The organism is Burkholderia sp. 22PA0099 (assembly GCF_047497165.1).
In the GTDB taxonomy this organism is placed as follows: domain Bacteria; phylum Pseudomonadota; class Gammaproteobacteria; order Burkholderiales; family Burkholderiaceae; genus Burkholderia.
In genome coordinates this window covers 2688460-2700410 of the sequence record NZ_CP163165.1, presented here as the reverse complement: position 1 = coordinate 2700410, position 11951 = coordinate 2688460, and the positions used below count along the sequence as shown (strand labels likewise).

Below are 11951 nucleotides of genomic sequence, written 5' to 3'. Positions count from 1 at the left end.
CATGGCCTGGAATCGTGACCAGATGGCTGCGCGCGCGGCCAAGGAACTGCAAGACGGCTTCTACGTGAACCTCGGCATCGGGTTGCCGACGCTGGTGGCCAACCACGTGCCGGCGGGCGTCGAAGTGTGGCTGCAATCGGAAAACGGGCTGCTCGGCATCGGGCCGTCGCCGACCGAAGAGGAAATCGATGCCGACCTGATCAATGCGGGCAAGCAGACGGTGACCACGCTGCCCGGTTCGTCGATCTTCTCGTCGGCCGATTCGTTCGCGATGATCCGCGGCGGCCACATCAACCTGGCGATCCTCGGCGCGATGCAGGTCAGCAAGAAGGGCGACCTGGCGAACTGGATGATCCCGGGCAAGATGATCAAGGGCATGGGCGGCGCGATGGACCTGGTGGCGGGCGTCAAGCGCGTGGTGGTGCTGATGGAGCACGTCGCGAAGGGCGATCAGCACAAGATCCTCGACGAATGCAATCTGCCGCTGACGGGCGTGGGCGTGGTCGACATCATCATCACCGATCTCGGCGTGATCGAAGTGACGCCGGACGGCCTCAAGCTGATCGAGCTGGCCGACGGCGTGAGCGTCGACGAGGTCAAGGCCAAGACGGGCGCGCCGCTCGACGTCAGCGCCGTGTCCTGAGCGAAGCGGGGCGGCCGCCCGAGCGGTTGCCCTGATTCGACGAACGCCCCGTGGCTCGCGCCGCGGGGCGTTTTTGCTTTCGGCCGATGCGTGGTCGCCTCGTCGCGATCGAGCGGCGCATCGATGACCCGCGCGTGACGGGCGCATGAAGCGTCACGGGCTTCGGTGCCGGGCGTCGTCGCATGCGCGGAACGAAGCGGTTTACAATCGATCGCGTCTGCGCGCGGGCCGTCCCGGCCCGCCGGTCCGCCGGCCTGGCCGGCCCAACGCGAGGACGCATCGATGTCCGATTCCTTCCCGTCTTCCGCCTCGCCGCGCGAGCGCCATGTGCAATGCGCGAGCCCGGCGGGCCTTCATCGTCTTGCCTATACCGAATGGGGTGATCCCGATAATCCGCGCGTGCTCGTGTGCGTGCACGGCCTGACGCGCTCGGGCCGCGATTTCGACCGCCTCGCCGCCGCGCTGTCCGACCGCTACCGCGTGATCTGCCCGGACGTGGCCGGGCGAGGCCGCTCCGGCTGGCTGGCCGATCCGCGCCTGTATGGTCTGCCGCAATACGTGGCCGACATGGTCACGCTGATCGCGCGGCTCGATGTCGAGCGCGTCGACTGGTTCGGCACCTCGATGGGCGGTCTGATCGGCATGGTGCTCGGCGGTCTGCCCGATACGCCGATCGCGCGGATGCTGCTCAACGACGTCGGTCCGCATATCGAACCCGATTCGCTCGCACGGATCGGCGAGTATCTCGGCAAGGACATGCATTTCGATACCGAGCAGGCCGGCATCGATCATCTCGCGGCGCTTGCCGCATCGTTCGGTCCGCTGACCAGCGAGGAATGGCGCGAGATCAACGCGCCGCTGCTGGCGCACGATGCGGCGAGCGGCGGCTGGCGCGTGCGCTACGACCCGCGCATCGCCGAGCCGTTTCGCGCCACTACGCCGGAGCAGCTCGAAGCCGGCGAGGCGGTGCTGTGGCGCGCCTTCGAAACGTTCGCGGGGCGGCTGCTGGTGGTGCGCGGCGCCGGGTCGGATCTGCTGTCGGCGGCCACCGTCGCCAAGATGACGGCACGCGGGAAGGCGGTGTCGAGTGTCGAGATTGCGGGCGTGGGCCATGCCCCGGCGTTCCTCGATCCGGCGCAGATTACGATCGCCCGCCGATTTTTCGAGCAAGACGCGTCATAATATGCAGTTCGGCCGCAGGTTCCCGGGCGCGTACGCCCGAGCCGCCGGCCGAACCTCATTCACTCCTTTCCAGGGATTTCCATGGCAGTCATTCGTCATCATGTCGGCGCGCGTCTTTCCGAAACCGCCGTGTACAACGGTACCGTCTATCTGGCCGGCCAGATCGCCGAAGACACGGCGCAGGACATCAAGGGCCAGACGCTCGAAGTGCTGGGCCACATCGATCGCCTGCTTGCCGAAGTGAACAGCGACAAGGCAAACCTGCTGTCGGTGCAGATCTACATCACCGACATGGTGAACTTCCCGGCGATGAACGAAGTGTGGGAATCGTGGGTCGTGCAGGGCGCCACGCCGCCGCGCGCCACCGTCGAAGCGAAGCTGGCCAACCCGGCCTGCCTCGTCGAAATCGTGGTCGTCGCCGCTCAAAAGAACTAACTGCACCGCTTCTCCGATGCCTTTGCCGGTCAGCCGATGAACGTCGATCCCGCTTCCAACGCCGCTGCCGCGTCCCCCGAGTTCGATGATGTGCTCGCGTTCGTGCGCGAGCACGCGGGCGACGCCTGCCTGTCTTCGGGCGAGCGGCTCGTCGATCACGCTGCCGGCATCGTCGCGCTGATGCGCACGCTCAACGTCGATCCGCACGCGGTGCAGGCCGCCGCGCTGTTCCCGTTGACGCCGCATCTGAACGATCCCGAGAAGGAAATCGCCGAACGCTTCGGCGACGAAGTCGCGAAGCTGGTGAGCGACGTGCGCAAGCTGTTGCGGCTCGGCACGGTCAGCCTGCTGGCCGCGCGCCAGGTGCCCGAAGGCAACCGCGACGCGCAGGCCGAACGCCGCGCGCAGATCGAAGCGCTGCGCAAGATGTTGCTCGCGTTCGCGCAGGATATTCGCGTGGTGCTGATCCGGCTGGCCTCGCGGCTTCAGTCGTTGCGCTATTACGCAGCCGCGAAGCGCCAGCCGCCGCCCGATGTCGCGCGCGAAACGCTCGACATCTATGCGCCGCTCGCGAACCGGCTCGGCATCTGGCAACTGAAGTGGGAGCTGGAGGATCTGGCGTTCCGCTTCGAGGACGCCGTCACCTACAAGCGCATCGCCAAGCTGCTCGACGAAAAACGCGTCGAGCGCGAAGCCTATGTGACGCAGGCGATCGCGCGGCTCGAACAGGAGTTGGCGGCCGCGCAGATCCCCGCCGAAGTCAGCGGCCGGCCGAAACATATCTACAGCATCTGGCGCAAGATGCGCGGCAAAGAGCTTGATTTCTCCGAGCTGTACGACGTGCGCGCGTTTCGCGTGATCGTCCCCGACATCAAGGATTGCTACGCGGTGCTGGGCATCGTGCATCACCTGTGGCAGCCGGTGCCGAGGGAATTCGACGACTACATCTCGCGGCCCAAGCCGAACGGCTACAAGTCGCTGCATACGGTCGTGATCGGCGATGATGGCCGTGCCTTCGAGGTGCAGATCCGTACCCAGGAGATGCACCGTTTCGCCGAATACGGCGTGGCCGCGCACTGGCGCTACAAGGAAGCCGGCGCGCGCGGCTACGGCGGCCAGTTCTCGGCCGGCGACAAGTACGACGAGAAGATCGCCTGGCTGCGGCAACTGCTGGCCTGGCGCGAGGAAGTGACCGACGGCGAGCCCGAAGAGGCCGGCAACGAAGCTTGGGCGCAACTGCGCGAAACCTCGCTCGACGACGACCACATCTATGTGATGACGCCGCAGGCGCGCGTGATCGCGCTGCCGCACGGCGCCACGCCGATCGATTTCGCGTATCACCTGCACAGCGAACTCGGCCACCGTTGCCGCGGTGCGCGGGTGGACGGTTCGATGGTGCCGCTCAATACGCCGCTCGCCAACGGGCAGACGGTCGAGATCGTCGCGGTGAAGGAGGGCGGCCCGTCGCGCGACTGGCTGAACGCGCAGCTCGGCTACCTGCAGAGCGGGCGGGCACGCCAGAAGGTGCGCGCGTTCTTCAATCTCAGCGATCAGCAGGAAATCATCACGCGAGGCCGGGCGCTGGTCGAAAAGACCTTGCAGCGCGAGGGCAAGACATCGGTCAGCCTCGACAGCCTGGCGGCGAAGCTCGGTTTCAAGGCGCCCGAGGAACTGTTCGCGGCGGTCGGCAAGGAAGAGTTCAGCCTGCGTACGGTCGAGCATGCCCTGTCCGATGCGCCGCCGCCGGAGCCCGACATCGAGGCGCCGGAGCAGTTCGAGAAGCGCAGCAGCGGCGCCAGCGTCGCACATGGCGCCTCGACGGGGGTGCTGGTGGTTGGCGTCGATGCGCTGCTCACGCAGTTGGCACGTTGCTGCCGGCCGGCGCCGCCCGATCCGATCAGCGGCTTCGTGACGCGTGGCAAGGGCATGTCGATCCATCGCAGCGATTGTGCGATGTTCCGCCGCATGTCCGAGCGCGCGCCGGAGCGCGTGCTGCAAACCACCTGGTCGGCCGATGTGCTTGGCGGGCGCGGCGCGTCGGTGTATCCGGTCGACCTGATCATCGATGCCAGCGATCGCCAGGGCCTGCTGCGCGATATTTCGGAAGTGTTCGCGCGCGAGAAGATGAACGTGATCGGCGTGAAAACGCAGAGCCGGCGCAATGCGGCGGTCATGCAATTCACCGTGGAAGTGTCGAATTCGGCGCAGGTGCAGCGTGCCTGCACGCTGCTCGGCGACGTGTCGGGCGTGGTGCGCGCGACACGCAAGGCCTGATGAATGGGGGCGGCATGATCACCGCACCGCACAATTTGCTTGCCAGAGTCGAAAAAGGTCCATATACTCTCGTTTCTCTAGGCTCGTAGCTCAGTTGGTTAGAGCACCACCTTGACATGGTGGGGGTCGTTGGTTCGAATCCAATCGAGCCTACCAACGATATCGGCTTCAGCAGGCAGCATCAGTCTGAAGCGGCAGTAGACATTTTCTCTACGCACAAGGCAAATACCGTGATGACATCGCGAACGTTGACCGGAACCACTTCGGAACGACGCTAGTCGAGGAACGTATTCGCCTGTAGTTTGGATGCATCGAAATGCGGCCCCTCGAAAGCGGGGCCGCATTTTTTTTGTCGTTTTTTAACGCATTGCCTGCCGCGTCCTGTCGGCATCACGGAGATTGCTATGGTTTCGATACGCCTGCCCGATGGCTCAGTTCGACAATACGAGCATCCGGTGACAGTTGCCGAAGTGGCTGCGTCGATCGGCGCCGGCCTCGCGAAGGCCGCGCTCGGCGGCAAGCTCGACGGCGAGCTCGTCGACACCTCGACGCTGATCGACCACGATGCGTCGCTGGCGATCGTGACCGACAAGGACGCAGACGGCCTCGACATCATTCGCCATTCGACGGCCCACTTGCTGGCCTACGCGGTGAAGAGCCTGTATCCGGAAGCGCAAGTCACGATCGGGCCGGTCATCGACAACGGCTTCTACTACGATTTCTCGTACAGCCGCCCGTTCACGCCCGAGGATCTCGAGAAGATCGAGAAGCGCATGCAGGAACTCGCGAAGAAAGACGAGCCGGTGTCGCGGCGCGTCGTGTCGCGCGAGGAAGCCGCCGAGTATTTCCGCGGTATTGGCGAGAAGTACAAGGCCGAGATCATCGAATCGATCCCGACGAGCGACGACATCAAGCTGTACTCGCACGGCGGGTTCACCGATCTGTGCCGCGGCCCGCACGTGCCGTCCACCGGCAAGCTCAAGGTCTTCAAGCTGATGAAGGTCGCGGGCGCCTACTGGCGCGGCGATTCGAAGAACGAGCAGCTGCAGCGCATCTACGGCACGGCCTGGACCAAGAAGGAAGACCAGGAAGCCTACCTGCACATGCTGGAGGAGGCGGAAAAGCGCGATCACCGCAAGCTCGCCAAGCAACTCGACCTGTTCCACATGCAGGAAGAATCGCCGGGCATGGTGTTCTGGCATCCGAAGGGCTGGACGCTCTGGCAGCAGATCGAGCAGTACATCCGCCGCCGCCTGAACGCGGTCGGCTATCTCGAGATCAAGACGCCGATGATCATGGATCGCTCCCTATGGGAAGCGTCGGGTCACTGGCAGAACTATCGCGAGAACATGTTCACGACCGAGTCGGAAAAGCGCGACTACGCGATCAAGCCGATGAATTGCCCGGGCCACGTCCAGGTGTTCAATCACGGCCTGCGCTCGTACCGCGACCTGCCGCTGCGTTACGCGGAATTCGGCTCGTGCCACCGCAACGAGGCGTCGGGCGCGCTGCATGGCCTGATGCGCGTGCGCGGCTTCGTGCAGGACGATGCGCACATTTTCTGTACCGAAGACCAGTTCATTTCGGAATCGATCGCGTTCAACGAACTCGCGATGAGCATCTACAAGGATTTCGGGTTCGATCAGATCGCGATCAAGCTGTCGCTGCGTCCTGATCAGCGTGCCGGCACCGACGAAACCTGGGATCGCGCCGAACAAGGGCTGCGCGACGCACTGACGGCCTGCGGCCTCGAGTGGGAAGAGCTGCCGGGCGAGGGTGCGTTCTACGGTCCGAAGATCGAATACCACATCAAGGACGCGCTGGGCCGGTCGTGGCAGTGCGGCACGCTGCAGCTCGACATGGTGCTGCCGGAGCGCCTCGGCGCCGAGTACGTGGCGGAAGACAACAGCCGCCGCCGGCCGGTCATGCTGCACCGTGCGATCGTCGGTTCGATGGAGCGTTTCCTCGGCATTCTGATCGAGCATCACGCCGGCGCAATGCCGTCCTGGCTGGCTCCGGTGCAGGTCGTGGTGATGAATATCGCGGAAAATCAGGCCGAATACGTACAGGCCGTAACCCAATCGTTGCAAAAACAAGGGCTTAGAGTTGAGGCCGATTTGCGCAACGAGAAGATTAGCTATAAAATACGCGAGCACACGCTTGAAAAAGTGCCGTACCTGCTGGTGGCGGGCGAAAAAGAGCGTGAAGCACAAACGGTAGCCGTGCGTGCCCGTGGCGGCGTCGACCTTGGCGTAATGCCGGTCGAAGCCTTCGTTGAGCGTCTGCAGCAGGATCTGCGGGCGTTCAAGTAACCGCCCTGGCAGCGCGGCTCGTTTTTTTAATTTTTAGAGGAAACGTAACATCGCTACTGATAAGTCGTCGCATCGCATCAACGGTGAAATCAATGCGCCGGAAGTGCGTCTGGTCGGGGTCGATGGGGAACCCATCGGTATCGTGAAACTCGCCGATGCCTTCCGCAAGTCGGAAGAGCTGGATGTTGATCTGGTGGAGATCGCGCCGCAGGCCGTTCCCCCCGTTTGCCGTCTGATGGATTACGGCAAGTTCAAGTACCAGGAATCCAAGAAGCAGCACGAAGCGAAGCTGAAACAGAAGGTCATCCAGGTCAAGGAAGTCAAATTCCGTCCGGGTACCGACGACGGCGATTACAACGTCAAGCTTCGCAATCTGTTGCGCTTCCTTGAAGACGGCGACAAGACTAAGATCACGTTGCGTTTCCGCGGCCGTGAAATGGCTCACCAGGAAATCGGCATGCGCGTGCTCGAACGTCTGCGCACCGATCTCGATGAAGTGGGCCAAGTCGAGCAGATGCCGAAGATGGAAGGGCGCCAGATGATCATGGTGCTTTCTCCGAAAAAGAAGAAGTAATGCGCGAACCGCCGTGCCTTGCACGGCGGTTCGTCAAGCAGTGCGGCGGGTGGCCCGGCCAGGGCGGCTCGCCAAACATGACGGCGCACGGGCAGTGTGTGCGCCGTACACAAGTGGATTGGGGTTTCAAAGGGCGGTTCAGGGCGCAAGCCGGCCGCACACCCACGTCCATCTAATAAACTGGAGTTGTTATGCCTAAGATGAAGACCAAGAAGAGTGCTGCAAAGCGCTTCGTGGTGCGTCCGGGCGGTACCGTCAAGCGCGGTCAAGCCTTCAAGCGTCACATCCTGACCAAGAAAACCACGAAGAACAAGCGCCACCTGCGCGGTTCGACGGCCGTTCATGATTCCGATCTGAACTCCGTCCGCGCCATGCTGCCGTTCGCGTAACCCCTAACTGATACTCCAAGGAGAGAAATATGCCTCGAGTCAAACGTGGGGTAACCGCACGGGCCCGCCACAAGAAGATCATCAACCTGGCCAAGGGTTATCGCGGTCGTCGCAATAACGTCTATCGCATCGCCAAGCAAGCGGTGATGCGTGCCGGTCAGTACGCCTATCGCGACCGTCGCAACAAGAAGCGTGTGTTCCGTGCACTGTGGATCACGCGTATCAATGCGGCAGTCCGTCAGCACGACATGACCTACAGCGTGTTCATCAACGGCCTGAAGAAGGCTTCGATCGAACTCGACCGTAAGGTTCTGGCTGACATGGCGGTGTTCGACAAGGCTGCTTTTGCCGCGATCGTCAAGCAGGTGAAAGCCGCCGTTGCAGCCTAATTGCGAAATTAGCACTGCATGGTCAGTTGCAGCGAGGCTCCGGTAGTCACGGCCGCTGCAGCGAAAACGGGGCTCATCCGAGCCCCGTTTTTGTTGGATCGAGCGTTTTGCTCGCCGAGAACGATTGACGTTGGAAATGATGGGATCAATGGATCTGGACCAGATTGTCACTGACGCGAAGCAGGCCTTCGAACAGGCTGCCGATATCACCACGCTCGAAAACGAGAAGGCACGCTTTCTCGGCAAGTCGGGTGCGCTGACCGAGCTGTTGAAAGGGCTTGGCAAACTCGATCCCGAAGCGCGCAAGACCGAAGGCGCGCGCATCAACGTTGCGAAGCAGCAAGTGGAAGGCGCGCTCACCGCGCGACGCCAGGCGCTCGCCGACGCACTCCTGAATCAACGCCTCACCTCCGAGGCCATCGACGTGACCCTGCCGGGCCGCGGCGCCGGTGCGGGCAGCCTGCACCCGGTGATGCGCACCTGGGAACGCGTCGAACAGATTTTCCGTTCGATCGGTTTCGATGTGGCCGACGGCCCCGAAATCGAAACCGACTGGTACAACTTCACCTCGCTGAACAGCCCGGAAAACCATCCGGCCCGTTCGATGCAGGATACGTTCTACGTCGACGGCAAGGACGCCGAAGGGCGTCAACTGCTGCTGCGCACGCATACGAGCCCGATGCAGGTTCGCTACGCGCGCATGAACAAGCCGCCGATCAAGGTCATCGCGCCGGGCCGTACGTATCGCGTCGACAGCGATGCCACGCACTCGCCGATGTTCAATCAGGTCGAAGGCCTGTGGATCGAAGAGAACGTCAGCTTCGCCGACCTGAAGGGCGTCTACACCGATTTTCTGAAGAAATTCTTCGAGCGCGACGACATTCTCGTGCGCTTCCGTCCGTCGTACTTCCCGTTTACCGAACCGTCTGCCGAGATCGACATGATGTTCGAACACGGCAAGAACGCCGGCAAATGGCTCGAGATTTCGGGCTCGGGCCAGGTGCATCCGACGGTCATCCGCAATATGGGTCTCGACCCGGAGCGCTACATCGGCTTCGCGTTCGGCAGCGGTCTCGAACGGCTCACGATGTTGCGCTACGGCGTGCAGGATCTGCGCCTGTTCTTCGAGAACGATCTGCGCTTCCTCCGCCAGTTCGCGTGAGCCGGCTGCGCGGCGCGTCAGGCGACGCCGGCCGCGCGACCGACCCGATCTAACCTGTTTCGAACGTAGACACCCATGCAATTCCCTGAATCCTGGTTGAGAACCTTTGTCGATCCGCAATTGACGACGGACGAGCTGTCGCACGCGCTGACGATGGCCGGCCTCGAAGTCGAATCGCTGCGTGCCGTCGCGCCGGCGACGTCGCGCATCGTCGTCGGCCGCGTGCTCGAAGTGGTCAAGCATCCGGACGCGGACAAGCTGAACGTGTGTCAGGTCGACGCCGGCGCCGGCGCGACGCTGAACATCGTCTGCGGCGCGCCGAACGTGGCGCCGGGCATCAAGGTGCCGGTCGCCCTGGTGGGGGCCGAGCTGCCGCCGGCCGAAGAGGGTGGCAAGCCGTTCCTGATCAAGCTGTCGAAGCTGCGCGGCGTCGAGAGCCAGGGCATGCTCTGCTCGGCACGCGAACTGAAGCTGTCGGAAGATCACAGTGGCCTGATGATCCTGCCGGAAGATACGCCGATCGGTCAGGACATCCGCGAGACGCTGAATCTCGACGACACGATCTTCGAAATCAAGCTGACGCCGAACAAGGCGGACTGCCTGTCGGTTTACGGCATCGCGCGCGAAACGGCCGCGATTACCGGCGCGTCGCTGAAGGCCGTGGCGTTCCCGCCGGCCAAGGTCGAGTTGAATGAAACGCTGCCGGTGCGCATTTCCGCGCCCGACCTGTGCGGCCGCTTCTCGGGTCGCGTGATCCGCGGCGTGAACGCACGGGCCAAGACGCCGCAATGGATGGTCGAGCGCCTCGAGCGCGCGGGCCAGCGCAGCGTGTCGGCGCTCGTCGACATCTCGAACTACGTGATGTTCGAGCTGGGCCGTCCGTCGCATGTGTTCGATCTGGACAAGATCCACGGCACGGTGGACGTGCGCTGGGGGAAGCGTGGCGAAACGCTCAAGCTGCTGAACGGCAATACCATCGAGCTCGACGAAACCGTCGGCGTGATCGCCGACGAAGGTCAGGTCGAGAGCTTGGCCGGCATCATGGGTGGCGACAGCACGGCTGTCTCGCTCGACACGGCCAATATCTACCTCGAAGCGGCGTTCTGGTGGCCGGACAGCGTGCGCGGCCGCGCGCGCAAGTACAACTTCTCGACCGATGCCGCGCACCGTTTCGAACGCGGTGTCGATTACTCGACCACGGTCGAACACCTCGAACACATCACGCAACTGATCCTCGACATCTGCGGCGGCCAGGCCGGCCCGGTCGACGATCAATCCGTGAACCTGCCGGTGCGCGCGCCGGTGGCCATGCGCGTTGCGCGCGCGAATCGCATCATCGGCGTACCGATCGACGCGCAGGAAATCGGCGGCATCTTCACGCGCCTGGGCCTGAGCTTCACGCGCGACGGCGACACGTTCCTCGTGACGCCGCCGCCGCATCGCTTCGACATCGAGATCGAGGAAGACCTGATCGAAGAAGTCGCGCGCATCTACGGTTTCGAAAACATTCCCGCGCGTCCGCCGGTGGCGATCAGCGAAATGCGCGCGACCAACGAAACGCAGCGTTCGATCCACACGATCCGTCATGCGCTGGCCGCGCGCGACTACGCGGAAACGGTCAACTTCAGCTTTGTCGATGCGGATTGGGAACGCGATTTCGCGGGCAATACCCAGCCGGTACGCTTGCTGAATCCGATCGCGAGCCAGTTGTCGGTGATGCGCACCACGCTGTTCGGCAGCCTCGTCAATGTGCTGCGTCACAACCTGAACCGTCGTGCCGAGCGCGTGCGTGTGTTCGAGACGGGCCGCGTGTTCATCGCCGATGCGTCGGTGGCCGCGGGCGAGTTGACGGTCGAGGGCTATGCCCAGCCGAAGCGCGTCGGTGCGCTGGCCTACGGCCCGCAGCTCGACGAGCAGTGGGGTGCGGCGACCCGTCAGGTCGATTTCTTCGACGTGAAGGGCGATGTCGAGGCGCTGCTCGCGCCGGCCGTTGCGCGTTTTGTGAAAGCGGAACACCCGGCGCTGCATCCGGGCCGTAGCGCCCGCATCGAGCTCGACGGCAAGACGGTCGGCTGGGTCGGCGAATTGCACCCGCGCCTGATGCAGCAATACGAGCTGCCGCACGCCCCGATGATGTTCGAGATCGATACCGATGCGCTGATCGCGCGCGCGCTGCCGGCACCGTCCGACGTATCGAAATTCCCGCCGGTGCGTCGCGACATCGCCGTTGTCGTCGATCAAAAAATCGAGGTCCAGGCCTTGTTCGACGCGATGAAGGATGCGCTCGCCAGCGAGCCGTGCAAGTTCGTTCAGAAGGTTGTACTCTTTGACGAATTTCGTGCAAAATCAAACACTTCCGGTGGTTTGGCCGCGCACGAGAAAAGCCTGGCATTCCGCGTCACCTTGCAGGACCCGGCCGGCACGCTGCAGGACGAAACGGTCGATCTCGCGATCCAGGCCCTCGTTGGCAGCATGCAGGTTCACGGCGCGCGTCTGCGCGGCTGAACCGAGCCGCCGGGATACGCGGGAGCCGGCCGGGGGCACGAGGCTCCGGTCGGTTTTGACCAGGGATAATGCGCAAGTTTTGCAGA

Annotated in this window: 9 protein-coding genes, 1 tRNA gene and 1 pseudogene; all 11 read left to right on the top strand. The window is 63.4% G+C overall.

What is annotated here, in order from left to right; genetic code table 11:
- The first annotated feature begins 1 nt into the window (after nt 1).
- The 11 genes and pseudogenes from AB4851_RS27415 to pheT all read left to right on the top strand — a co-directional run bounded on the left by AB4851_RS27415 (nt 2) and on the right by pheT (nt 11865).
- The gene (locus AB4851_RS27415) at nt 2-643 is read left to right on the top strand and encodes a CoA transferase subunit B (protein WP_414444932.1); all 642 of its coding nucleotides are present in this window, start codon (nt 2-4) and stop codon (nt 641-643) included.
- Between the two features lie 184 nt (nt 644-827).
- A pseudogene (locus AB4851_RS27410) lies at nt 828-1825 on the top strand (alpha/beta fold hydrolase); the annotation flags it as partial.
- Nucleotides 1826-1906: 81 nt separating this feature from the next.
- Nucleotides 1907-2260 (top strand): RidA family protein, encoded by a 354-nt coding sequence (locus AB4851_RS27405; RefSeq protein WP_414444933.1) that lies wholly within the window; start codon nt 1907-1909, stop codon nt 2258-2260.
- A 36-nt stretch (nt 2261-2296) separates the two neighbouring features.
- Nucleotides 2297-4534 carry a RelA/SpoT family protein gene (locus AB4851_RS27400; RefSeq protein WP_414449578.1) on the top strand — a complete coding sequence of 746 codons (2238 nt, stop codon included), beginning with the start codon at nt 2297-2299 and terminating at the stop codon, nt 4532-4534.
- A 79-nt stretch (nt 4535-4613) separates the two neighbouring features.
- A tRNA-Val gene (locus AB4851_RS27395) sits at nt 4614-4690 on the top strand.
- A 248-nt stretch (nt 4691-4938) separates the two neighbouring features.
- Nucleotides 4939-6846 carry a threonine--tRNA ligase gene (thrS, locus tag AB4851_RS27390; RefSeq protein ID WP_414444935.1) on the top strand — a complete coding sequence of 636 codons (1908 nt, stop codon included), beginning with the start codon at nt 4939-4941 and terminating at the stop codon, nt 6844-6846.
- Between the two features lie 49 nt (nt 6847-6895).
- Nucleotides 6896-7420: a translation initiation factor IF-3 gene (infC, locus tag AB4851_RS27385; protein ID WP_414445573.1), complete on the top strand. Its 525-nt coding sequence runs from the start codon at nt 6896-6898 to the stop codon at nt 7418-7420.
- 191 nt (nt 7421-7611) lie between these two features.
- A complete protein-coding gene (rpmI, locus tag AB4851_RS27380) occupies nt 7612-7809 on the top strand; it encodes a 50S ribosomal protein L35 (protein WP_006052501.1) in 198 nt (65 codons plus the stop codon).
- 29 nt (nt 7810-7838) lie between these two features.
- The gene (gene rplT, locus AB4851_RS27375; protein ID WP_004192938.1) at nt 7839-8198 is read left to right on the top strand and encodes a 50S ribosomal protein L20; all 360 of its coding nucleotides are present in this window, start codon (nt 7839-7841) and stop codon (nt 8196-8198) included.
- Between the two features lie 148 nt (nt 8199-8346).
- Nucleotides 8347-9360: a phenylalanine--tRNA ligase subunit alpha gene (gene pheS, locus AB4851_RS27370; RefSeq protein WP_206127167.1), complete on the top strand. Its 1014-nt coding sequence runs from the start codon at nt 8347-8349 to the stop codon at nt 9358-9360.
- A 75-nt stretch (nt 9361-9435) separates the two neighbouring features.
- On the top strand, nt 9436-11865 hold the full coding sequence (gene pheT, locus AB4851_RS27365; RefSeq protein WP_414449577.1) for a phenylalanine--tRNA ligase subunit beta: 2430 nt from the start codon (nt 9436-9438) through the stop codon (nt 11863-11865).
- The last annotated feature ends 86 nt before the right edge of the window (nt 11866-11951 follow it).

Excerpts from the sequence above, each read along its gene's own strand:
- AB4851_RS27415 (WP_414444932.1), top strand. The coding sequence starts at position 2 with ATGGCCTGGAATCGTGACCAGATGGCTGCGCGCGCGGCCAAGGAACTG.
- AB4851_RS27405 (WP_414444933.1), top strand. The coding sequence starts at position 1,907 with ATGGCAGTCATTCGTCATCATGTCGGCGCGCGTCTTTCCGAAACCGCC.
- AB4851_RS27400 (WP_414449578.1), top strand. The coding sequence starts at position 2,297 with ATGAACGTCGATCCCGCTTCCAACGCCGCTGCCGCGTCCCCCGAGTTC.
- thrS (WP_414444935.1), top strand. The coding sequence starts at position 4,939 with ATGGTTTCGATACGCCTGCCCGATGGCTCAGTTCGACAATACGAGCAT.
- rpmI (WP_006052501.1), top strand. The coding sequence starts at position 7,612 with ATGCCTAAGATGAAGACCAAGAAGAGTGCTGCAAAGCGCTTCGTGGTG.
- rplT (WP_004192938.1), top strand. The coding sequence starts at position 7,839 with ATGCCTCGAGTCAAACGTGGGGTAACCGCACGGGCCCGCCACAAGAAG.
- pheS (WP_206127167.1), top strand. The coding sequence starts at position 8,347 with ATGGATCTGGACCAGATTGTCACTGACGCGAAGCAGGCCTTCGAACAG.
- pheT (WP_414449577.1), top strand. The coding sequence starts at position 9,436 with ATGCAATTCCCTGAATCCTGGTTGAGAACCTTTGTCGATCCGCAATTG.